Here is a 23,428-nt window from a genome sequence, read left to right as displayed (position 1 = left end):
CAGTGCTCCAGCCTCTTGTCAGGCCTCGTTGCCGGCCAGGATGGACATCACGGCCATCCGCACCGCAATGCCGAACGTGACCTGCGGCAGGATCACGCTGTGCTGTCCGTCGGCCACGCTCGACGAAATCTCCACGCCCCGGTTGATCGGGCCCGGGTGCATCACGATGGCATCCGGCTTGGCCAGTGCCAGCTTGTCGGGTGTCAGGCCGAAGCTCTTGAAGTACTCACCGGCGCTGGGCAGCATCGCGCCGCTCATGCGCTCGTTCTGCAGCCGCAGCATGATGATCACGTCGGCATCCCGCACACCTTCGGCCATGTCGTGGCACACGCGCACGCCCATGTCCTTCAGGTCGCCGGGCACCAGCGTCTTGGGGCCGACGGCGCGGATCTCGGGCACGCCCAGGATGTTGAGCGCATGGATGTCGGAGCGGGCCACCCGTGAATGCACGATGTCGCCGACGATGGCGACGGTGAGCTGGGTGAAGTCTTTCTTGTAGTGGCGGATGGTGTACATGTCCAGCAGCCCCTGGGTGGGGTGGGCATGACGGCCATCGCCGGCATTCACCACATGCACATGCGGCGCGCAGTGCTGGGCGATGAGGTAGGGGGCGCCGGACTCGCTATGGCGCACCACAAACATGTCGGCATGCATGGCGGACAGGTTGGCCACGGTATCCAGCAGGGTCTCGCCCTTGGCGGTGCTGGAGCGGGCGATGTCCAGGTTGATCACATCGGCCGACAGGCGTTTGGCGGCGATCTCGAAGGTAGTGCGGGTGCGGGTGCTGTTCTCGAAGAACAGGTTGAACACTGACTTGCCGCGCAGCAGCGGCACCTTCTTCACTTCCCGGTCATTCACCGACAGGAAGGTGCCAGCGGTATCCAGGATCTGATGGATGATCGCGCGGGGCAGCCCCTCGGTGGAGAGCAGGTGGACCAGCTCGCCGTGCTTGTTCAGTTGGGGGTTTCGTTTACTCAGCATGGTCATTTCACGTCAAAGCTGAAGCGGCCATCGGTGGCCTTGGCCAGGCGCAGGCGTTGCTCGGGGGCCAGGGCGACGCGGGCGGCGGAGAAGGCTGGCTCGATCGGCAACTGGCGGCCACCGCGGTCCACCAGCACGGCCAGGGTGACGCTGGCGGGGCGGCCGAAGTCAAACAGCTCATTGATGACGGCGCGGGTGGTGCGGCCGGTATAGAGCACATCGTCGATCAGCACGATGTGGCGGTCGTTGATATCGAAGGGCAGGCGGGTGTGGTCGGTGGTGGCGCTCATGCCCTTGGAGCCGAAATCGTCGCGATGCAGGGCGCTGGAGATCACGCCGTGCTGGCCTTCCAGTTGCAGGTCCTGCTGAAGCTGTTCGGCCAGCCAGGCGCCGCCGGACCAGATACCGACGAGCACGGCCTGGGGCTGCAACAGGCGTTGCACGCCGCGGCGCAGGTCGGCGTAGAGCGCTTGTGCGTCGAGATGAAGAGTACTCATGGATGTTCCCGGAAATATTGTTCGAGGATCAGGGCTGCGCTGGCGGCATCCAGATCGCGAGCGCCTTGAGCCTGGGCTTCGGCGCTGGTATAGCGTTCATCGACTTCGATCACGGCGAGGCGAAAGCGCCCGCGCAGCTGCCCTGCAAATTTCAGGGCTCTCTGTGTCATGTCATGGGGTTGGCCATCCGGATGTCTGGGCACGCCGACCACCAGTGCATCGGGCTGCCACTCCTTGATCAGCTGGGTGATGGCCGCGAACTTTGCATCGCCCTGCTCGGTCACGGTCCGCAAGCCTCGCGCGGTACCCAACAGCCGATTCCCTATCGCCACCCCGATCCGTTTTGTCCCGAAGTCAAACCCCAACACCGACACTGCCCGCCCCTCACTCATCCCACCGCCCCCCAAGCCCCCTGGAGCTGGCCAAACTCCACTGGCTCCGCCAGCCCACCGCGCGGCGCCCCTCGGGGGCAGGAGCGCAGCGACTGGGGGGCTCCACCCAGCCACGCCCGTGGATCTGGCTCCGCCAGTCCACCAGGCGGCGCCCCTCGGGGGCAGGAGCGCAGCGACTGGGGGGCCCACATCTACGCATGCCCAGTTTGTTGACTCAGCATGCGGGGATCGATGCCCAGCAGGGCCAGCGCCTTTTCGTAGCGCTCCTCGATCGGGGTTTCGAAGATGATCTCCGGCGCAGCATCCACCGTGATCCAGCCGTTGCGGCCCAGCTCTTCTTCCAGCTGCCCGGCCGCCCATCCGCTGTAGCCCAGCGTGATCAGCACGCGCTTCGGGCCGGCGCCATTGGAGAGCGCCTCCAGCACATCCCGGCTGGTGGTCATCTCCAGCCCGCCGGGCACTGCCAGCGTTGCGTTGTAGTGATTGCCCTGCGCGTCCAGCGGCTCGTGCAGCACAAAACCGCGTTCGGTCTGCACCGGGCCGCCGTAAAACACCGGCCGTGCCGCCATGGACTCATCCGGCAACTCCAGTTCGACCTTCTCGAACAGGTTGCCCAGGGTCAATGAAATCGGCTTGTTGATGACCAGCCCGAGGGCGCCCTTTTCGTTGTGCTCGCACAGGTAGACCACCGACCCGGCAAAGGTCTCGTCCACCATGCCCGGCATGGCGATCAGGAACTGGTTGGTCAGATCGATGCGGTCCTTGGACATGCGGGCATTCTATTTCACCGACACTCCCCGTCCATGACGAACGCTTCTTCCACCAGCGCCTCGACCGCCGCCCCTGATCCGAACACCGCCCTCGTCTGGTTTCGCAGGGATCTGCGGGCCGAAGACCATGCGGCGCTCTATCACGCGCTCCGGCGGCACGAGCGGGTGTATTGCGGCTTTGTGCTGGACACCGACATCCTGGACCTGCTCCCACGGGCCGACCGCCGTGTCGCCTTCATCCTGGACGCGCTGCGCGTGCTCGATGCCGATCTGCACCGGCTGGCCCACGGCGCCGGGCTGATCGTGCGCCACGGCCGTGCCGGGCAGGAACTGCCGGCGCTGGTGGCCGAACTCGGCGCGGGTGCGGTCTATGTCAACCATGACGATGAGCCGCAGGCTCTGCAGCGCGATGCGGCCGTGGGCGAGGCTCTGCGGGCGCGGGGGGTGGCGGTCCACAGTTTCAAGGACCATGTCATCTTCGAGCGTTCCGAGATCCTGACCGGGAGCCGGCAGCCGTATGGGGTCTTCACACCCTACAAGAACAACTGGCTCAAGACGGTCACCGACTTTTATCTCAGTGCCTATCCGGTACACCGGTATGCGGCCCGGCTGGCCCCAACGCCGCACCGGCACATCCCCACCTTGAAGGACATCGGCTTCCAGCCAGTGGACATCAACCCCACCTTGCTGGAGGGCAGCGATGGCGCCCAGCGCCTCTTCAAGGACTTCCTCACCCGCATCGACCGCTATGACGAGCAGCGGGACTTCCCAGCGGTCAAGGGCCCCAGCTACCTGAGCGTGCATCTGCGTTTTGGCACGCTGTCCATCCGTCAGGCTGCGCGCGAGGCCTGGGCCCGCGCCAACAAGGGCGATGAAGGCGCGCAGACCTGGTTGTCCGAGCTGGTTTGGCGGGATTTTTATCATCAGGTGATGCACCACCATCCGCATGTGGTGGAGCGCGCCTTCCGGCCCGAATACGACCGGATCTGCTGGGAGACCGGGCCGGACGCCGAGGCCTTGTTCAACGCCTGGTGTGAAGGCCGGACCGGCTACCCGATCGTGGACGCGGCCATGAAGCAGCTCAACGACACCGGCTACATGCACAACCGGCTGCGCATGGTGACGGCCAGCTTCCTGATCAAGGACCTGGGCATCGACTGGCGCTGGGGGGAACAGTATTTCGCCCGGCAACTGCTGGACTTTGACCTGGCGGCCAACAACGGCGGCTGGCAGTGGGCCGCATCGAGCGGCTGTGATGCCCAGCCCTACTTCCGCATCTTCAACCCGGTGAGCCAGAGCGAGAAATTCGATGCCGACGGCAAGTTCATCAAACGCTACCTGCCGGCACTGGCCAGGCTGCCGCCCAAGCTGATTCATGCACCGTGGACGGCAAGGCCGGTGGAACTGCAGGCCTGTGGCGTGGCGCTGGGTCGGGACTATCCCGAACCCATCGTGCGGCATGACGTGGCCCGCGTGGCCACGCTGGACCGGTATTCGGTCGTCAAGGACCGGCAGCTGCCTGGCGACGCTGCCGAGGCCTGACACCTGGCGGGAGCCTGCGGGGGCGCGGGCGCTCCGCTCAGTGCACCACCACGCTGCCGTCCGACGGCAGGCATTGCCCATGGGCGCGGCATTCGGCCAGGGTCAGCAGCCCTCGCGCGCTGATGGCGTCGCGGGGATAGTTGGCCACCCCCACCGAGTTGTGCAGCACCAGCGGGCGCCCTGCCAGCTGGAACGGATGACGCAGGGCTTCCTCCAGCCGCCGGGCCAGCGCCTCAGCGGCATCGGCGTGTTCCACCCGCGTGACCACCAGGGCGAACTGCTCGTCGGCGTGGCGGGCCAGCAGGTCGTTCTCGCCGGTGCAGCTCTTCAGCCGCTGCCCCAGTTCCACCAGCATCGGCGCTGTGGCCGCCGGTCCATGGGACTGCATCAACGCCTGCAAGCCTCGCAGCACCACCACAGCAACGGCCACCGGTTGCGGGTTGGAGCGCAGCAGGCGCAGCACCTGGTCCAGCCGCTCCAGCAGGGCCACCTGGCCGAGCAGGCCGGTCACCGTGTCCCGCAGCAGCGGCGACACATGGGTCTGCTTGCCACTGACCCGCTCACTCTGCAGCAGCTCTTCCAGATCCGCAAACAAGGTCTCCAGCCCGGTGCCCTTGTCATAAAAACCATCAGCGCCCGCCTTGATGCAGAGATCGTGATACACCTCGGCCGGCTGATGGCTGAGCATCAGGATGCGTCCCTGGTAGCCGCGGCCGCGCAGGGCACGCAGCACATCCAGCCCGGTACCGATGGCGAGGTTCATGTCCAGCAGCACCGTGGCGGGTTGCAGCCAGTCGATCAGCGCAATCGCCTGCGGCGCCCCTTCGGCCTCGCCGACCACACGGGCACCCGGCAGGGTGTCGAGCCGGGCCGCCAACAGTCGTCGAATCGCGGCAGAGTCCTCGACGAGGAAGATATCCATGGGACGCTTTCATCTGGCGCCGTTCCTGGTTAAACGGCATGGACCACATCTTGGGCCCGCCGCACGGGATCGGTCAGAAGCAGCCCACGCATGCGGATGTCGGACGCTCGCCGCAGCGGATGTACTGAAATGACCTACAGCGTCAGGGTAGCGGTAGTTCGGTGACAAACACGTCGGCGCCGCAGGTCCAGGCCGTTGCCGGGACCTGTCGTGCGCTTGGCCGCACGGGGTCTTCAGGTCGCGTCGGTCAACCCCTGCTGAAGACAGTATTTGGTCAGTTCGGTGTTGTTGCGCCAACCCGTTTTTTCCAGGATGCGTGCACGGTAGGTGCCCACCGTCTTGGCCGACAGGTGCATGGTCTCGGCAATCTCTGCCGGGGTCTTGCCGGCGGCAATCAACAGCATCACCCGATGCTCCTGGGCGGACAGCTGTTCATGCGGCAATTGGTTGGGCGCATGGCCGCTGAGCAGCCCCAGCAGGTGGTCCGCCATGGCGGCGGTGACATAACGCCCGCCGGCCAGCAGGCGCTGCAGGGCCTGCACCAGTTCGTCGGTGGCCTTGTCCTTGGGCAGATAGCCGGACACGCCCATCTGCAGCAGCCGCGCCGCATAGGCGGATTCGGCATTCAGGCTGAGCACCAGCACCGGCACGCCCTTGATGGCGCGAAGAATGCGGCTGGCGCCTTCGGTGCCGGTGGCGTCCGGCAGGGACAGGTCCAGCACAATGGCCGACGGCGCATGGGCCTGGCCGAGTTGCAGCGCCTCTGCAATGGTGGGCGCTTCATCAATCTGGGCCTCAGGCCAATGGGCATGGATCAGCTGCTTGACCCCCAGCCGCATGATCGGATGGTCATCAACGATCAGAAACCTCATCCCAACCCTCCTCGCTCTCAATGGCATCAGTTCTGGACGTGGCGGTGGCGCCCGGCGCTGGCAACGAGCTTAACGCCGACGTCTGAACCGCCGCTTTCAACGGCACGCGCACTTCCACCCGTGTTCCCTGCCCGGGGGCCGGGCCGAACGCCATGTCGCCCCCCGCCAGCACGGCGCGCTCGTGCATGTTTCTCAACCCGCACGCGTCGGCCCGGACATGTCCGGGCCCCACGCCATCATCCTGGATACGCAGGCAATAGTCGTTCCCTTCAAGGCGTGACTCGATCACCAGATGCTGCGCCTTCGCATGCCGCAGCACGTTGGTGGCGGCCTCCTGCAGCAGACGGAACAACTGGTTGTGCTGCTCGACATCCAATCCTTCATCGGTCGCCAGGTCCAGCGTGACGACCAGGCCGGACTGTCGTTCCAGCCCCTGGGCGTAATGCTGCACGGCCGCTGCGAAACCGAAGTCATCCAGCAGCGGCGGGCGCAGGCTGGAGGCAATGCGCCGGGCCGCGCCGATGACGTCGTCGGCAATCGCCAGCAACTCGTCCAGCATCGGCTCCTTGGTCGGCGTCATCTTGCGGGTGAGCGACATCACCAGCATTTTGCTGGCCGTCCCCAGTTGGCCCAGCTGATCATGCACCTCACGCGCCAGCCGGCGGCGTTCGCCTTCGACACTCCGGTCCAGCTCGGCGGCGAAGCTCTGGATGCGGTCCAGGGCTTCCCGCAAGGCCAGGGTGCGCAGGCCCACCACCGTTTCCAACTGGGCATGACTGTCGCGCAGGGCCCGCTCCGCTTCGTCGCGGCGTTCCCGCTCCAGCCAGAGCGCCACCAGCGCGGCGGCGACCAGGGCCCCGCCCACCACGGGAAGGATCTGGGCCAGCAGGGCGGTCTGCTCCTGCTGGTCCCGGACCTCGATCTCGATGTCGTTGATGCGCTGCTGCTGCAGCGCATCCAGCCGGTCCAGCTCGCCGCGGATTTCGTCCATCAACTGCTTGCCGGCCACCCAGGCCTGCACATTGCGGATGGCGGCCTCGCCCTGTTTCCAGCGGCTGTCCACATTCTGGGCCAGTTGCACCCGACGGTCGGCAATCAGGCGGTCCAGCCGCGCAATGGCGGCCTCCTGCGCATCGCCGGAGCTTTGCAGGGCGGCCTTCAACTCGCCATAACGCGGGTCCAGTTCCCGCAGGCCATGATCGTAGGGTTCGAGGAAGCTGGCATCCCCTGTGATGAGGAAACCTCGCTGGCCGGTTTCCAGGTCCACCAGCAGGTGATTCAAGCGGCTGATCAGCGCCTGCGTGCTCAAGGCATGGGCACGCACATTCTCCAGGCGGGTCAATTCGCCCAGGCTTCTGTATTCACCGTAGGCGGTGGCGATAAAAGCCACGCAACCGGCCAGCAGCAGCCCCGCAGCCACCGGGAAGCTCAGAAAACGCATGCATGTGGGGACCTTTCGGCCCTCTTGAATGGCCCTGCAGTCGCTGCCCTTGGACGACGCTTGGACGACGCATCGCCATGACATCAGGCCAGCAACCATCTTGCGCGCCAATCGCACAGATTGGTGCCCCCCCTACGCTAGAGGCGGGCGGCCATAAATGCAAGCCCGTCATGCGGCGCCGTCATCGGAAATCGGCGCGAAATGGGGGGAAAGGGAGGGGAAAGGGAGGGGAAAGGGAGGGCGCAATGAGAAGAATAGGCCGCCGGACCTTGTCCGGCATGCAGACGCGGCTCAGAACAGCTCGACGTCGCTGAGGTGATTGGCTTCGGACATCTGCCCCTGCGCAATCAGCGCCGCATGGCTTTGCACCTGATTCCGGCCGGCACCCTTGGCGTGATAGACCGCCTTGTCCGCCCGCTCAAACGCCCCGGCGGGGGAATCCCCGGCACGGATTTGCGTGAAGCCAATGCTGACCGTGATGCGCCCCACCTGCGGGAAGGCGTATTGCTCGGTGTTGTAGCGGAAACGCTCAAACGCGTGAGCAGCGTCCTCTTCGTTTTCGCAGCGCATCAGCACCACGAATTCTTCGCCGCCAAAGCGATAAAGCAGGTCATTGAAGCGGAAGGTATTGCGCATGAGCCGGGACAACAGCAGCAACACTTCATCGCCAATCAAATGGCCGAACCGGTCATTGATCGATTTGAAATGGTCAATGTCCAGCACGCCCAGCCAATACTGCGGATGCACTTCCACCTGGCGGCGTTCTTCCTGGCTGGACGATGGTGACCGCAGCGGCAGCTCAGAGACGGCTTTGAGGAAACTCTCGTCGAAGGTCTTGCGATTGAGCAGGCCGGTGAGGGTGTCGCGCTCGCTGTAATCCAGCAGCCCCTGGAAGTTGTGATAAATGCGCAGCACGCTGGTGACCAGGCGCTGTGCGGACGGCCGCGGACGGCTGCCGGTCTGCAGTTCCAGCACACCGATGACGTCGCGTTCGGTGGCCAAGGGGAAGTAGGTCACCCACTGCTTGTGGTCGCGGTCCTGCAGGATGGCGCGTTCCTTCAGGCACTGATGCCGGCGCGGCAGATCTTCCAGACGGGGCAGCGTTTCGGGGTCGACCCAGACCGAGTCGGCGGTGGCAACAGTGTCTTCAGCACGCAGGCGGGCCCGGGTCAGCCAGCGTTGCTGGCCGGGCTCTCCCACGCTCCGGTAGATCGCCACCGAGGCCGGGGTTTCAAGGAGATCCCGGAGTGCCGTGACCAGTGTGACGTCCATGACGTCACGGTCACGAAAACCGGTGAGCTCCGCAAGGTGATCAACGACCTGAGGCATGGCGCTGTTTCAATCCACGCCCATTCGTCGGGCGTTACGACACTACCGCCTGACCGGCGAGGTTTTGGGAAGTGTATCGACCGATGAGGCCCAGAAGGTGCTCTTCGTCGTACGGCTTGCCCAAATAGTCATCAACCCCCAATTGCTGCGCATAGTCGCGATGCTTCTGAGCGATCCGCGAAGTGATCATGATCACCGGCAGGGCTCGCAAGCGCGCATCTGCACGCAGGTTGCGGACCAGATCGAAGCCATCCATGCGCGGCATTTCGATGTCGGAGAGCACCACGGCCGGCAATTCATCACCCGCCAGGCGCTCCATCGCATCCAGGCCGTCCTTGGCCAGCAGCACACGGTAGCCTTCACGCTCCAGCATGCGTTGCGTGACACGGCGCACGGTGAGCGAATCGTCCACCACCATGACCAGCGGCGGCAGCGGCTCACGCGGCGCTTCCACCACCACCTGGGCGGCGGCCGCGCTGTCATGCACACGCTGCTGCGCGCCATGGCCATAGCGGTTGGCCAGCGCCACCGGGTTGTAGATCAGGGCCACGTCGCCCGAGGCCAGCAGGCTGATGCCCGCCAGACCCGGCACCTGCATCAGCTGCGGGCCGAGGTTCTTGACCACGACTTCCTGGTTGCCCAGGACTTCGTCCACGTGCAGAGCCAGACGCTGCTGTGCGCTGTGCACCAGCACGACCGGCAGGGTCTTGCCCTGGGCCTGGCCGCGCTCGCTGGCGTTCATCAGGCCGCCCAGCCAGTAGAAGGGCAACTGCTCGCCGGCAGCCTGCATGAAGCCGTCTTCGTAGGCCTTGCCCACCTGGTCGGCGCTCAGGCGCAGCACGGACAGCATCAGGCTGGCGGGGACCGCCACCTTGCGGTCGCCATAACGCAGCACCACCACCTGGGTCAGTGCGGTCGTCAGCGGCACACGCAGCTCGAAGGTCGCCCCCTGCCCCGGCGTGGAGTCGGTGATGACGTACCCCCCCAGCGTGTTCACTTCGGAACGCACCACGTCCATGCCCACGCCGCGGCCGGCCATTTCGGTCAGCGATTCGGCGGTGGAGAAGCCGGGCTCATAGATGAGTTCCATGAGCTGCTTGTTGGTCAGCGACTGGCCGGGCTGGACCATGCCCAGGCTCTCGGCCCGGGCGCGGATGCGGTCCAGGTTGAGGCCGGCACCGTCGTCGGTGAAGCGGACCTGGATTTCGTTGCCTTCCTGATGCAGGCTCAGCACGATGCGGCCCAGCGCCGGCTTGCCGGCCGCTTCACGGGCCGCAGGCGCCTCGATGCCGTGCACCACGCTGTTGCGCAGCAAGTGTTCGAAGGCACCGGTCAGACGCTCCAGCACGGAGCGGTCCAGTTCCACGCCACCGCCACGCACTTCCAGCTGCGCCTGCTTGCCGCTTTCGCGAGCCGCTTGACGCACCACACGATGCAGACGTTCACCCAGGCTGCTGTCGAATTCCACCATCCGCGTGCGCAGCAGGTCATCCTGCAGTTCACGGGTCAGTCGGGATTGGCCCGCCAGTTCGTCTTCACCGGCCGCCACGTTGCGTTGCAGGCCGCGTTGAACCGTCGCCACGTCATTGACCGATTCGGCCAGCATCCGGGTGAGTTCCTGGAAGCGGGTGTAGCGGTCGAATTCGAGCGGGTCGAAGTCCTTGCCGGTGGCCTGCGCGGCTTCCTGGCGGGCAGCGATGCGGGCTTCCGCCTGCAGCTCCAGCTCACGCAGTTGCGTGCGCAGACGCTCCAGGTTGTCGTCCAGGTCGCCCAGCAGCGTACGCATCTGGCCCAGCTCGGATTCGAGACGGGCGCGACGGATCGCCACTTCGCCAGACAAGGCGGCCATGCGTTCCAGCAGCACGCCCCGCACACGCACTTGCGCGGCAGGCGCCACCGGGGCGCTTTCCATCGGCTGGCCGAGGTCGGCGACTTCGCTGAAGTGAGCCCAGTCGATGTTGATGTCGGCAGGAGCCACCGGCGTGACCGGCGTCACGGGGGTGACCTGCTCCGGGGCCACAGCGGCGGCGCCTTCATCAGCAGGCGCTGTCTCGGCGGCCACTTCGGGCGCGACTTCCGGCAGCAGTGCCACCGGCTCGCTGACCGTGACGGCGTCCGAGCCTTCCACCGGCAGTTCGGCAGCGGCCTCCGGCGCCTCCACCACAGCGGGGACCTCGATCGCTTCCACCACATCCAGCAGTTCCACCGGCTCTGCCACCTCCACCGGAGCTTCAAGGGCTTCAGGGACGGCCGCAGGGGTCGGTGCTGCAACGGGTGCAGCCACTGGAGCGGCCACCGGCACCATCGGCGCCGGCACCACCGGCGCCGGGTTGCGCCAGTCGCGTTGCAGATTCTGGAAGCTGTAATCCAGCGCGTCGGCCACGTCCTGCAGCTCGGTCACCTGACCGTGACCCGCATTGCCGTCGCCGATCAGGCGCTCAATCTGGGACTCCAGGTTGTGGGCCTGTTCACCCAGGCGCATGGCGCCGGCCAGACGGGCGCCCCCCTTGAAGGTGTGCAGCACCCGCATGCAGGCGGATGCCCGGGAGGCATCCTGCGGCTGGGCCGCCCATTCACGCAGGTAGGCATGCAGCTGGCGCAGCAGATCTTCCGCTTCTTCTTCGAAGATCGGCATCAGCTCCGGCTCGATCTGGTCGGGCAGGCTGAAGTCGAAATCGTCGTCGGACAGTGCCTGCGGCTCTTGGGCCACAGGCGTCGGCGTCAGGTAGGCCGGCACGGCGTCCACCGAATGCGCAGCGGTCGACACCTCGTCCAGCGTCATGGCCAGCAGGCCTTCATCGCTGTCTTGCGAGCCATCCGGCAGCGGCGCACCGGGCTGGAACAGTTGCAACTGGGCGAGCAGCTCCCCGTCGACCTCCTTCAGGAAACCGGCAGCGAATTGATGCAACAAACGGCGGATCTCATCCGAACCCCGCTGGAACAGCGTCGGGTCGGCCACCTCATGGCCTTGGGCACGGCCCAGGGCATGCTCCAGCGCACGCGACAGCGTGGACAGGTCGTCAAACCCGACCGTGGCGGCACTGCCGGCCAGGCCGTGGGCCAGTGGCTCGGCATCCTGCGGCAGCGGCGACTGCGGCAGCAGCGACCATTCGGTCAGCTCCACCTGCAGACGGCGCGAGCGCTCGTCCGCCTCGTTGAGGAAGATGTTGAACAGCGCGATGCTGATGCGCAGATGGCCAATGACCTTGACGCCTTCGTCGCTGTCTTCGGCCTCCTCGGCCTCCTCCGTCTCGCCCGCGTCCACGGCCGTACCACCGACCAGGCTCAGCACGGGCGCGGCCGGCGCAAAGGCCTGTTCGATGATGGGCTCTTCGGCCTGCGGCGGTGTTTCCGCTGCGGGGGTGCTCACCAGTTCGCTGGTCAGGTCGAGCTGGAGATCCACCGACTCAACCGCTCCGGTCAGCGCTGCCGATTCAACTGATTCAACCGAATCAACCGAGTCAACCGATTCAACGGCGGTGACCGGAGTGTCCAGCGTCTCCAGCGTCGGGGCGGTGGCCAGGTCCAGGCTGGACAGATCCAGACGGTCCAGTTGCAGCTCGTCGGCGGCCTCGGCCGTTTCGGTCGTCAGCGCCACCGGCTCGGTGGCCGTGACCTCTTCGGTGGTCACGTTGTCCGGCCAACCTTCCGGCAGCTCCGGCACGGCCGGGGCCACGTCCATGGCGGCTTCGGCCGTCAGCGCAGGCAGGTCCAGGGCGGCGTCCAGCTGCGGCACATCGCGGGTGGGTGCCGACACGTCGGTCGGGAAGTCCAGCGACAGGTCCAGCGTCGGCTCGTCCGCCAAGGTCGGCGCGCTGTCGGTGGACAGCGGGGGCAGGTCCAGCGCGGGCAGGGCGGCCTCGGCAGCCACCGCCGTACCGGCTTCCTGCGGAGCCAGCGGCAGGTCGTCCAGGGTCTCGATCGCGGTGGGCAGCTCGGCCACTTCCACCACTTCGGGCACCTCGGCCACCTCGATGATCTCCGGCACCTCCACCAGTTCCGGCACTTCCACCAGTTCCGGCACCTCGACCGGCGGCGTCACCGGCGGGGCGGCCACGACCGGTGCAGCCACCGGGGCAGCCACAGGAGCAGCGACCGGTGCAGCGGACAGCTGCAGCGGCTCATAGCGGTTGTTCAGACGCAGCGCATCGGCCGCAGCGCGGAACGGCGCGCTGTGGAAACCATGCGGACGCTTCTCGCCGATGGCGGTGGCCCAGGACTGGAAAGCCTCCAGCGCCTCGTGGCTCAGACGCAGCAGATCGGCGTCCGCCTGCGGATGCTCCGACAGGCGATGGTTGTAGAGCTGTTCGAAGGACCAGCCGGCTTCCCCAAACTCGTTGAGCCCCACCATGCGGGAGCTGCCCTTGAGCGTGTGGAAGGCGCGACGGACCGTGGTCAGTTCTTCGCGGTTGGTGCTGTCGCGGGCCAGCACGGCCAGCGCATCGCGGGCGGTGGTGACCACTTCGCCGGCTTCTTCCAGGAAGATTTCCAGCATCTCCTGGTCGACGTCGGCCTCTTCCTGCGGAATCGGGGCGGATTCAGGCACGGCCGGCGGCGCCACCGGGGCCGAAGCCTCGATGAACTGCTGCAGCGACTCGGCAGCCGAAGTGCTTTCCTGGCCTTCGTTCAGCAGTTGTTGCTGGGCCTGTTGAGCAGCCTGGGCCAGGTTGAGGTCGTCCGCAGCGCGGGCTTCCTGCGAGATGCGCTCCAGATCGCGTGCCAGGTCTTCGGCCGGGCGGTCGCCCTGGGCCACAGCGGCGGCGGTGGCCTGGAGCTGGTCCAGCAGTTGCGGCGCGGGCACCTCTTGCTTCACTTCTTCCGGCACCGGAGGGTGCTCGCTCTCACGACCCACCAGCGATTGCAGCAGGCCGGAGGCATCGTCGAAGCGGAACATGCGCTTGGCCAGCTGCGGCTGGACACTCAGCATGTCGATCAGGAACCCCAGCGCGCCGAGGTTGTTGGCCAGACGGTCGAACTGAGCACGCGGGCCTGGCAAAGCCGGGTCCACTTCCGTCTGCGCCAGCTCATCCACCTGGTCGCGCATGCGCAGCGTGGCCTGTGCGGCCTGGGACAGACCCAGCACGCTGAACACGCCGCGCATGGTCTGCAGTTGACCGGGCACCGGGATCAGCAGCTCACGCTTGGTCGGGTCGCGGAAATACTCGTCGCACTGACGCTCCACCTCGGAAAGGCTGGCGCGCAGTTCATGCACCACGGAACCCAGGGTCTGGCGGTCCGCCACACGGCGGTACAGCTCTTCCATCCAGGCTTCCAGCGGCTCGGGCGTCTGGCCCTTGGCCACGGCCTCGATCCGGCGCGACAGGTTGGTCACCCGTTCCGCCTGCTCGGGCTGGTCGAAGGCTTCGTCCTCGAGGGCCGCTTCAAGATAGAGCATCGCCGTGGCGATCTCCATGGCCAGCGTCGGCTCGGGCGCGCGGCCCGAACGCAGCGTGGCCACGATGGCGCGGCGCAGGGTGTCCCCCAGCACCTCGCCACTCGGGAAGAGCTTCTGCAAGGACTCCGCCACACCGGCGAATTGTTCGTCCAGGCCACCCAGGCGATGGGTTTCGCCTTCGGCGGCAGAGCCCCAGGATTCCTTGGCCGTCGCCACACGGCGCTTGGCGGCCTGCACCCACGTCGGGTCGATCTTGCCCAGCGTGTCGTCGCGGTAATCAACAGCCGGGGCTTCCACCAGGCCATAGGCCACCTGCACCGCTTCCAGGCGCGGCGAGGTACCGGGCGCGGGGTGCTTGGCGGCGGCGGCGAAGAACAGCAAGTCCTTGGCCAGACGTTCGGACGGCGCGGCATCCCGGCCGGCGCGCAACTGGGCCAGCAGACGCGAACCCAGGCGCTTGACCAGGGTGTCCACCGGCAGCAGGCCCCGAGACTGGGCTTCGAACTGCGCAGCCGCCAGCATCCATAGTGTGCGGCCGTTGGTTTGTGTCTGGGTCAGCGCCAAGCCGGCGCACAGGTCGCTCAGCAACTGCCCCTGGCCCGGGGCCGGGGCCCGCATCTGCTTGAGCAGCAGCGCCTCGAACGGGGCGCGCATCTGCTCGGGCGTCAGGGCCCGCACCGCCTTGTCGGCGGGCAGGTCACGCCAGCGGAACTCCTGGGTCCACAGGTCGGCCGGATGGATACGGCCTGCCCCGTTGAGTTCCTGCAAGGTCTGATAGGCCGGGAACAGCGCCAGCGAGCTGGGCTGGCCGCCGGCCAGGGTTTTGGCGATGAAGGCCAGGACGGCGAAGTCCGCCCGCTCCACGGCTTCCACCTCGGCCACCGAGACCGCAGAGGGGTTTTCGGCCAGGCGGAACAGCGTGGCTTCCGCCGCGCGCAGCAATTGCGCAGCGGCCGGCAGGCTCACCACCGACAACACACCGGCGGCCTGGTGCATCTGTTGGGCCGCTCCCTGCAGCGCCGGGCTGGGCTGGCCTTCGCCGCCCAGAGTGGAAACGCGCGCGTCGGTATCTCGCAGCACTCGGCGCAGGGCCTTGTGCACCGATTCCAGCGTGCGACGCAATTCCTCCTGGACCCAAGCCAAAGGGCTCAGATCAGCCGGGAACTCGGATTCGCGCGAAAGGTCCATGCTCGCTCTTTATTGTCGCTTTGTAATGGTGGGCGCTGTGGCGGCCGTCTTCCCTATGTGGCGGTGGCCGACAGAGGTTAGTTGGTCACCTTGAATCGCGCCACCGACTGCTTCAGCGCTTCCGCCGACCGGGACAGCTCATGCACCATCTGGGCGGTGGAACGCGTACCTTCGGAGGTTTGCTCGGTCACGGCAAAGATGTGCTGGATGTTTGCACCGACTTCGTTGGCGGCACGGGCTTCGTTCTGGGCCACGTTGGTAATTTCGCCAATCAGTTCGTCCAGGCGACGAGACACCGAGTCAATGTCTTCCAGGGCGCGACCGGCCGCGTCAGACAGCTTGGTACCTTCCACCACCCCCAGCGTGGACCGTTCCATAGCGGCCACCGCATCGTGCGTGTCGGTCTGAATGGTCTTCACCAGCGCGGCAATCCGGCGCGTTGCGTCGGCGGAGCGTTCCGCCAGTCGCTGCACTTCTTCCGCCACCACCGAGAAGCCGCGGCCGGCTTCACCGGCGGACGCTGCCTGAATGGCAGCGTTCAAGGCCAGCACGTTGGTCTGTTCGGTAATGTCCGAAATCAGCTCGGTGATCTCGCCAATTTCCTGCGACGACTCGCCCAGACGCTTGATCCGCTTGGAGGTTTCCTGGATCTGGTCACGAATCTGGTTCATACCGCCGATGTTGTTCTGCATTGCCTGCAGACCCTGTTCAGCAGCCATACGCGACTGGCGGGCCACTTCGGCCGTGGTCTGCGCCTGTGTGGACACTTCGTTGATTCGATGCGCCATCTGCAGCACCGCTTCACCGGTAGCGCGAATCTCGTGCAGCTGTTCGGTCGAGGCGGCCAGCAGTTCGGTGGAGGTCTGGTCCACCTGGGCGGTGGTGTCGGTCACCCGCACGGCCGTGGTCTGCACCTGATGCACCAGGCTGCGCAACTCTTCCACCGTGTAGTTCACCGAGTCGGCGATGGCGCCGGTGATGTCTTCCGTCACCGTGGCCTGGTGGGTCAAGTCACCTTCAGCAACGGTCTGCAGTTCGTTCATCAGACGCAGAATGGCGGCCTGGTTGGCGTCGTTGACGCGCTTGGCTTCCTGCTCCTGCGCTTCCGCCTCGCGACGCTGTTCATCTGCGAGCTGGGCACGACGCGCCTGATCCTTCACGTACAGGTTCAGGAAGCCCACCGCACCTGCGACCAGCCCCACCAGCGACAGCACCATGCCGATCAGCAGCAGCGGGTTCAGGCCGCCGGCCGAGGTCAGGCCGTTGGACAGATCGCCCAGGTCCTTGCGCAGCACTTCGCTGTCGTTGAGGATGGCGGTCTGCGCTTCCCGCGAGGCCACCAGGCCCTGCAGGTTGGACAGAATCGCGGTGGCCTGGGTACGGGTCTGGTCGTACTGGCTCAGCAGCACCTTCAGGCGCTCACGCACCTGTGGGTCCTTGGCGCCGTTCAGACGCAGCTCGGGGTTGCCGTCCAGCAGGGCCTGAGCGATTTCACGGAAGGCGTTCAAGTCCTTGCCCAGCAGGAACACGGCCTCGGGACTCACGCCGTCCTGGGTCAGGAATTCGTTGGCGGACTTGCCGATCCGCTGCGTCAGCATCACCAGCTGACCCACGGCCGCCACTTCACCGGTGGTGCCGTTGCCCTGGATGGACAGCGACGCCACGGCTTCCGCGCTTTCCAGCAGGTCGGACGACTGGCGGTTGATGGCGCGCAGAGCGGCACCCACCTGCGTCAACACCTTTTCCTGGGCCAGCATCACCTTGGTGTTCTTGTCGGCCCGGTCGATCATCGGCGCGATCTTTTCGAGCAGCGGCTTGACCGAGCCCGGGGCTTCCGAGAGGAAGTCCGACCCATCCCGCAGGCCGGCGACCACGCTGGTCAGCACCTGCGCGCTTTCCTTCATTTCAGGGAAGGCGTTCTTGTTGCCCAGCAGAGCGGTCGAGACCGCCTTTGCCAGACGCTGCGATTCCGTCATGGCCTGACCGGCAGCCGCCACCTGGTCGGCGGCGCGGTTTGAACCCACCAGGCTCATGGTCACCGTCAGCACGGTGCCCACCAGGCCGGCCGCCACCAGGGCCGTCAGCAGGCCGGTGCGGCGAGGCGCCTGGGGCGGCAGCTTCTTGGGCATGGACGACGCGGATTCCGCAGCGGCGGCCGTCGGCTGGAAGCCGGCGCCGGTTTCCTGGAATTCAGCGGTGGGCTGGGCGGTTGTGATGATCGAGGGCTGGAAGTCCTGCGATTCATCCGCCACTGCTGTGGATTCGGTCGAGGGACCGGTGTCGTCGATGTCGACGTCCGCCTTACCCTCGTTTTTGCCCTTGTTCTTGATTTTGTCCAGGAAGCTCATCACACCCTCGTTTGGTCTCGTTTCGTCGAAGCCGGCCATCAGAGGCCGCGTTCAGCCATCAGTTCAAAACAATGCGCAGGAATTGGGGATGCAGAATCAATGCATCCAAATCCAGCACCTGCCAGCGTCGACCCTGCCCATCGCGCATGCGCGTTGGGGCGAAGTCGGGATGGCCGGCCGTATCCGGCTCGGCCTGAAGCTGTTCGTCGCCGCGCAGGCCGAGGAGCTGGTCCACCAGCAGCGCGCAGTTGATACCCAGCTCCGGGTTGATCGACACCAACCGATGGGCGGGCGTCAGGGAAGTGGCGCCCCGCAGGCCCAGGAAGGCCGACAGGTCCACCACCGTATGCAAGCCGCCGCGCAGGTTGGCCACACCCAGCATCCACGGCTGGGTATAGGGCACCTGCTGCAGCGGCACAGGGGTAAAGATTTCGCCGGACTGTTTCAGCGGCAGCAGCAAGCCCAGGCCGGCGCACTCCACGGCCAGCCAGTTGGCGGCTTGCGGCGCTTCACGCGCCGCCTGCATCCGTTGCGCCAGGCGTTGCTGGAGGTCGCGCAGGGCTTGCTTGTTGGCCATGGTGTCAGCCCAGTGCCTTGATCTTGGCGATCAGCTCGTCGGCCTTGACCGGCTTGACCACGTAATCACGGGCGCCCTGGCGCATGCCCCAGACCTTGTCGGTTTCCTGGTTCTTGCTGGTGCAGATCACCACCGGCACGTCGGCATAACGCTCGTCGCGGGTGATGGCCCGGGTCAGCTGGAAGCCATTCTGGCCGGGCATCACCACATCCATGAGGATCAGGTCCGGCTTTTCTTCTTCCAGGCGCTTCATGGCTTCTTCACCGTTTTCAGCGGTGCGCACGGTGTAACCGCGCTTGGTCAGCAGATCGCTCAGGTGGTGCAACTCGGTCTTCGAATCATCGACGACCAGGATTTTTTGGATGGACATGAATGCTCCCAGGTAACGCGGCCAGACAGCGGCCGCGAAGGCCTTTTTGTCAGGGATGATGAGATTGACAGGAAACTCGGAAGTTCAAACGCCGCGAAGTCGCGGCGGTGTGAGGTTATTGACGTTCAGGGCTCGCGCCGATGTTGCTGTACCGCCTGTAGCAACTGATCTTTGGTGAAAGGTTTGGTCAGGTAGTCCTGCGAACCCACCATCCGTCCGCGAGCCTTGTCGAACAGGCCGTCCTTGGAAGACAGCATGATCACAGGGACCGAAGCGAACTGCGGATTGCGCTTGATGATGGCGCAGGTCTGGTAACCGTCCAATCGAGGCATGAGGATGTCGCAAAACACGAGATCAGGCTGGTAGTCGCTCAGCTTGGCGAGGGCGTCGAAGCCATCTTCCGCCAGCACCACCTGATGGCCGCCCTGCTTCAGAAAGATTTCTGCGCTGCGGCGAATGGTGTTGCTGTCGTCGATGACCAGCACCTTGGTGGCCTTGGATTCCAAGCTGTTCTCCGTAAATGTCAGACCAGGGTCGTCAGTGTTGTTGCGATTCAGTGCCGGGCGACAAGTGAACCGGAGGGCTTCCGTGATCCGTTTCGCGCTCGGCCCCAGTTCGTGGCCGGGTCATGGCCAGTTCGTGGTCCGGCTGTGACGAGGTTCAGGCGAGTCCGGCCCGCCGTCCCCTCTTCTCAGCTCAGCCTTCTCAGCTCAGCCTTCTCAGCTCAGATCTGCACCATCTCGAAGTCTTCCTTGCGGGCTCCGCACTCCGGGCAGGTCCAGTTCATGTTCACATCTTCCCAACGTGTGTTGGGCGCGATACCGTGCTCGGGGTCTCCGGCGGCCTCGTCATAAATCCAGCCACAAATTAGGCACATCCAGGTCCTTGGGTCGCTCACGATGGGTTGACTTTGCATCACTACAATGATCGAAAGATTGTAGCCACGCCCCCTGGGTATCCCGGAGGGCAGAAGTACCGATGAAACAACAGTTAAAACCGGTCCTTCGTCACATTTCGCGCATCAGTTCACGGCTTCCCGCCGCCCATCCATGAGCCGTCAAGACCCCACCTCCCCTGCCCCCGACCCCACCGGCACCCAGCCGGGCGAGGAGCAGGAATCGCCACCACCCGCCTGTGTGATGAGCTTCAACGCCAGTGACCCCAGCGGTGCGGGCGGCAGCGCAGGCGACGTGGCCACCATCGCGGCCATGGGCGCCCACGCCCTGCCGGTGGTGACTGCCATCGTGATGCGAGACACCGCCGAGGTGTTTGACCACCAGACCCTGGACGGCGACTGCATCGTGGAACAGGCCCGGTCGATTCTGGAAGATGTGCCGGTGGCGGCCTGGAAGGTCGGGTTCCTGGGCAGCGCGGAAGGCATCTCATCGGTGGCGGAGGTGCTGTCCGATTATCCGGACGTGCCGCTGGTGGCCTATCTGCCCAGCATCGCCTGGCTGGATGAAGAACAGCAGCAGAGCTATCTGGATGCCTTCCGGGAGCTGGTGCTGCCGCAGACCCTGGTGCTGGTGGGCAACCACAAGACACTGAGCGACTGCCTGCTCCCCGAATGGGATGCCGACCGGCCCGCCTCGCCGCGCGAACTGGCGGTGGCCGCGCACCAGCATGGCGCCGCCCATGTGCTGGTCACCGGCATCAGCCTGCCCAACCAGTATCTGGACAATGTGCTGGCCGGTCCGCAGGGCGCCATCACCGGCGAAAAATTTGAACGGTTCGAGGCCAGCTTCGTCGGCGCCGGTGACACGCTGTCGGCAGCCCTGGCGGCGCTGCTGTCGGTGGGGTCCGAGCCGCATGATGCGGTGGGTGAGGCGCTCGCCTTCCTCGACCAGTCGCTCGAGGCGGGCTTCCGGCCCGGCATGGGCAATGTGGTGCCGGACCGCTTCTTCTGGGCCCTCCCCCCCGGGGAAGAAGGCGCCCCGGAGGACGGCAGCGAGCCTTCGGCGGAAGAACCCCGTATCGAAGAGCCGACCACCCGCGGCCCGCGTCGCATCCACTGATTGCCCTCATCATGAGCCAGAACGATTCCCTCTTTGAACGTGCCCAGCGAGTCATCCCCGGCGGCGTCAACTCGCCGGTGCGGGCCTTCCGGGCCGTCGGCGGTACACCGCGCTTCATCGCGCGCGGCGAAGGCGCCTACATCGTGGATGCCGACGGCAAGCGCTACATCGATTACATCGGTTCCTGGGGCCCGATGATCCTGGGCCATGGCCATCCTGCGGTGATCGAGGCCGTGCAGCGCGCGGTGACCGAGGGCCTGTCCTTCGGCGCCCCGACCGAGCGCGAAATCGAGCTGGCCGAAGAAATCCTTCAGCTGGTGCCCAGTTGCGAGCAGGTGCGGCTGGTGAGTTCCGGCACCGAGGCCACGATGAGCGCCATCCGCCTGGCACGAGGCGCTACCGGCCGGAATAAGTTCATTAAATTTGAAGGGTGCTACCACGGGCATACCGATGCCCTGCTGGTCAAGGCCGGCTCGGGCCTGGCGACCTTCGGCCACCCCACCAGTGCCGGGGTCCCGGAAGCCACAGCCCAGCACACCCTGGTTCTGGAATACAACAACGTGCAGGAGCTGGAGGACGCATTCGCCCTCCACGGCAAGGACCTGGCCTGCGTCATCGTCGAGCCGATTGCCGGCAACATGAATTTCGTGCGCGCCAGCCTCCCCTTCATGACCCGGCTGCGTGAGCTCTGCAGCGAATACGGGGCCCTGCTGGTGCTGGACGAGGTGATGACCGGCTTCCGGGTGGACCTGCGCAGCGCCCAGGGTCACTATGCCGACCTGATTCCCGGCTTCAAGCCCGACATCAGCGTCTTCGGCAAGGTGATCGGCGGCGGCATGCCACTGGCCGCCTTTGGCGCCAGCCGCGACATCATGAAGCACCTGGCACCGCTGGGTGGTGTCTATCAGGCCGGCACGCTGTCGGGCAACCCGGTGGCCACCGCCTGTGGCCTGGCCACGCTGCGGGAAATCCGCAAGCCGGGGTTCTTCGAGGCCCTGTCGGCCCGTACGCAGCGGCTGGTGCAGGGGCTCGCCTCGGTGGCCCGCGACAACGGCGTGCCCTTCAGCGCCGACAGCCAGGGCGGCATGTTCGGCTTCTTCCTGTTGCCCAGCCTGCCGGTGAACTACACCGAAGTCATGCGCACCGACAAGGAGCGCTTCAACCGCTTCTTCCACGCCATGCTGGACGCTGGTGTCTATCTGGCGCCGGCGCTGTATGAGGCGGGATTTGTCTCAGCCGCTCACACGGACGCCGATATCGACGCCACGCTGGCCGCCGCACGCGAGGCGCTGCGCTAGGCAAGCCCCGCGCCAGACGTGTCGCCAACGGCCCACCCTGAGACAGGTATTACTCTTGCTTACCGTTTGGTACAGCAGCTGAAGCACGAACCATGCATATCCACATTCTGGGCATTTGCGGCACTTTCATGGGCGGGCTGGCGGCCCTGGCGCGCGAGGCCGGGCACCGGGTGACCGGCTGCGACGCCAATGTGTATCCGCCGATGTCCACGCAGCTGGAGGCCTTGGGCATTGAGCTGATCGAAGGGTTCGGGGCCGAGCAACTGGACCTCAAGCCCGACCTGTTTGTGGTGGGCAATGTGGTGACGCGGTCATCCGAAGGGCGTTTTCCACTGATGGAGGCCATCCTGGATGCCGGGCTGCCCTACACCAGCGGCCCCCAATGGCTGGCCGAGCATGTCCTGCAGGGCAAACATGTGCTGGCCGTGGCCGGCACACACGGCAAGACCACCACCACCTCGATGCTGGCCTGGATCCTGGAATCGGCGGCGATGGCGCCGGGGTTCCTCATCGGGGGCGTCCCCCAGAACTTCGGAGTGTCGGCCCGTCTGGGCGGCGGCCGGTACTTCGTGATCGAGGCGGACGAATACGACACCGCCTTCTTCGACAAGCGCAGCAAGTTCGTTCACTACCGGCCCCGGACCGCCGTGCTCAACAACCTGGAGCACGACCATGCGGACATCTTCCCGGATCTGGCCGCCATCGAAACCCAGTTCCACCACCTGGTGCGCACCGTGCCGCCGTCGGGCCGGCTGGTGGTGAATGCCCGCGAGGATGCCCTGCAGCGGGTGCTCAGTCGCGGCTGCTGGAGCGAGGTGCAGCGTTTCGGCGCGCGCAAGGAAGAACCTGGCGCGCTGCGGGCGCGGGGTGAGCCCACCTCCTTCGATGTGCTGCGCGGCAGCCTGAAGGTGGGGCATGTGAGTTGGGAGCTGCTGGGGGAGCACAACCAGCTGAATGCGCTGGCTGCCATCGCGGCGGCCGAGCATGTGGGGGTGGACCCGGAGGCGGCGGCCACGTCGCTGGGCAGCTTCAAGAGTGTGCGGCGACGGCTGGAACTGCGGGGGGAAGCGCGGGGCATCAAGGTCTATGACGACTTTGCCCACCATCCCACCGCCATCCACACCACCATTGATGGCCTGCGGCGTCGGATCGCGCCTGCGGAGCGCATCCTGGCCATCTTCGAGCCGCGCTCCAACACCATGAAGCTGGGCACGATGAAGGCCCAATTGCCCTGGGCGCTGGAAGAGGCGGATATCAGCTTCTGCAACCAGGACGGCCTGACCTGGGACGCCCGCGAAGCCCTGGCGCCGTTGGGCGAGCAGGGCGTGGTGGGGGCGAATGTGGACGACCTGGTCCGCCTGGTGAAGGCGGCCGCTCGGCCGGGCGACCACTTGCTGTGCATGAGCAACGGCGGGTTCGGTGGCATTCACGACAAACTGCTCGCGGCGCTGAAGTAAGCTCGCACCCGACAACGGGCCCCAGCCCTTGAGC

The 23,428-nt window shown here is 66.0% G+C and carries 18 protein-coding genes; 4 read left to right on the top strand and 14 right to left on the bottom strand.

What is annotated here, in order from left to right:
• Positions 1–18: 18 nt before the first annotated feature.
• From OU995_RS09455 to OU995_RS09440, 4 genes are all read right to left on the bottom strand, one after another.
• Positions 19–981, bottom strand: a complete 963-nt coding sequence (locus tag OU995_RS09455; RefSeq protein ID WP_267835267.1) for an aspartate carbamoyltransferase catalytic subunit — start codon at positions 979–981, stop codon at positions 19–21.
• Between the two features lie 2 nt (positions 982–983).
• Positions 984–1,478, bottom strand: coding sequence for a bifunctional pyr operon transcriptional regulator/uracil phosphoribosyltransferase PyrR (gene pyrR, locus OU995_RS09450; protein ID WP_267835266.1), 495 nt, complete (start codon positions 1,476–1,478; stop codon positions 984–986).
• Entirely contained in the window at positions 1,475–1,870 is a 396-nt protein-coding gene (ruvX, locus tag OU995_RS09445) for a Holliday junction resolvase RuvX (RefSeq protein ID WP_267835265.1), read from the bottom strand. Before ruvX ends, pyrR begins: the two co-directional genes overlap by 4 nt.
• Positions 1,871–2,061: 191 nt before the next feature.
• Positions 2,062–2,640, bottom strand: coding sequence for a YqgE/AlgH family protein (locus OU995_RS09440; protein ID WP_267835264.1), 579 nt, complete (start codon positions 2,638–2,640; stop codon positions 2,062–2,064).
• A gap of 33 nt (positions 2,641–2,673) precedes the next feature.
• On the opposite strand from OU995_RS09440, the gene OU995_RS09435 reads away from it, so the two are divergent.
• On the top strand, positions 2,674–4,182 hold the full coding sequence (locus OU995_RS09435; RefSeq protein WP_267835263.1) for a cryptochrome/photolyase family protein: 1,509 nt from the start codon (positions 2,674–2,676) through the stop codon (positions 4,180–4,182).
• Between the two features lie 37 nt (positions 4,183–4,219).
• Here the strand turns inward: OU995_RS09435 and OU995_RS09430 are convergent, their stop codons facing one another.
• From OU995_RS09430 to OU995_RS09385, 10 genes are all read right to left on the bottom strand, one after another.
• A complete protein-coding gene (locus OU995_RS09430) occupies positions 4,220–5,104 on the bottom strand; it encodes a diguanylate cyclase domain-containing protein (RefSeq protein WP_267835262.1) in 885 nt (294 codons plus the stop codon).
• A gap of 233 nt (positions 5,105–5,337) precedes the next feature.
• The gene (locus OU995_RS09425) at positions 5,338–5,976 is read right to left on the bottom strand and encodes a response regulator transcription factor (protein WP_267835261.1); all 639 of its coding nucleotides are present in this window, start codon (positions 5,974–5,976) and stop codon (positions 5,338–5,340) included.
• Positions 5,957–7,417 (bottom strand): CHASE3 domain-containing protein, encoded by a 1,461-nt coding sequence (locus OU995_RS09420; protein WP_267835260.1) that lies wholly within the window; start codon positions 7,415–7,417, stop codon positions 5,957–5,959. Before OU995_RS09420 ends, OU995_RS09425 begins: the two co-directional genes overlap by 20 nt.
• A gap of 291 nt (positions 7,418–7,708) precedes the next feature.
• A complete protein-coding gene (locus tag OU995_RS09415; RefSeq protein WP_267835259.1) occupies positions 7,709–8,746 on the bottom strand; it encodes a GGDEF domain-containing protein in 1,038 nt (345 codons plus the stop codon).
• 34 nt (positions 8,747–8,780) lie between these two features.
• Positions 8,781–15,329, bottom strand: a complete 6,549-nt coding sequence (locus tag OU995_RS09410; protein ID WP_267835258.1) for an Hpt domain-containing protein — start codon at positions 15,327–15,329, stop codon at positions 8,781–8,783.
• A 77-nt stretch (positions 15,330–15,406) separates the two neighbouring features.
• On the bottom strand, positions 15,407–17,677 hold the full coding sequence (locus OU995_RS09405; protein WP_267835257.1) for a methyl-accepting chemotaxis protein: 2,271 nt from the start codon (positions 17,675–17,677) through the stop codon (positions 15,407–15,409).
• A 58-nt stretch (positions 17,678–17,735) separates the two neighbouring features.
• Positions 17,736–18,254 carry a chemotaxis protein CheW gene (locus tag OU995_RS09400; protein WP_092944394.1) on the bottom strand — a complete coding sequence of 173 codons (519 nt, stop codon included), beginning with the start codon at positions 18,252–18,254 and terminating at the stop codon, positions 17,736–17,738.
• Between the two features lie 4 nt (positions 18,255–18,258).
• Positions 18,259–18,624 (bottom strand): response regulator, encoded by a 366-nt coding sequence (locus OU995_RS09395; RefSeq protein ID WP_058936517.1) that lies wholly within the window; start codon positions 18,622–18,624, stop codon positions 18,259–18,261.
• 125 nt (positions 18,625–18,749) lie between these two features.
• Complete coding sequence (locus OU995_RS09390) at positions 18,750–19,130, bottom strand: response regulator (protein ID WP_267835255.1); 381 nt, start codon at positions 19,128–19,130, stop codon at positions 18,750–18,752.
• A gap of 218 nt (positions 19,131–19,348) precedes the next feature.
• Positions 19,349–19,522: a rubredoxin gene (locus tag OU995_RS09385; RefSeq protein ID WP_267836224.1), complete on the bottom strand. Its 174-nt coding sequence runs from the start codon at positions 19,520–19,522 to the stop codon at positions 19,349–19,351.
• A gap of 151 nt (positions 19,523–19,673) precedes the next feature.
• Between OU995_RS09385 and thiD the strand changes: the two genes are divergently transcribed.
• The 3 genes from thiD to mpl all read left to right on the top strand — a co-directional run bounded on the left by thiD (position 19,674) and on the right by mpl (position 23,394).
• A complete protein-coding gene (thiD, locus tag OU995_RS09380) occupies positions 19,674–20,639 on the top strand; it encodes a bifunctional hydroxymethylpyrimidine kinase/phosphomethylpyrimidine kinase (protein WP_267835254.1) in 966 nt (321 codons plus the stop codon).
• A gap of 11 nt (positions 20,640–20,650) precedes the next feature.
• Positions 20,651–21,937: a glutamate-1-semialdehyde 2,1-aminomutase gene (gene hemL / locus OU995_RS09375; RefSeq protein ID WP_267835253.1), complete on the top strand. Its 1,287-nt coding sequence runs from the start codon at positions 20,651–20,653 to the stop codon at positions 21,935–21,937.
• Between the two features lie 92 nt (positions 21,938–22,029).
• Positions 22,030–23,394, top strand: a complete 1,365-nt coding sequence (mpl, locus tag OU995_RS09370; RefSeq protein WP_267835252.1) for a UDP-N-acetylmuramate:L-alanyl-gamma-D-glutamyl-meso-diaminopimelate ligase — start codon at positions 22,030–22,032, stop codon at positions 23,392–23,394.
• Positions 23,395–23,428: the final 34 nt, after the last annotated feature.

It is taken from the genome of Roseateles sp. SL47 (assembly GCF_026625885.1).
GTDB lineage: Bacteria > Pseudomonadota > Gammaproteobacteria > Burkholderiales > Burkholderiaceae_C > Roseateles.
This window is presented reverse-complemented; position numbering and strand designations above follow the sequence as displayed.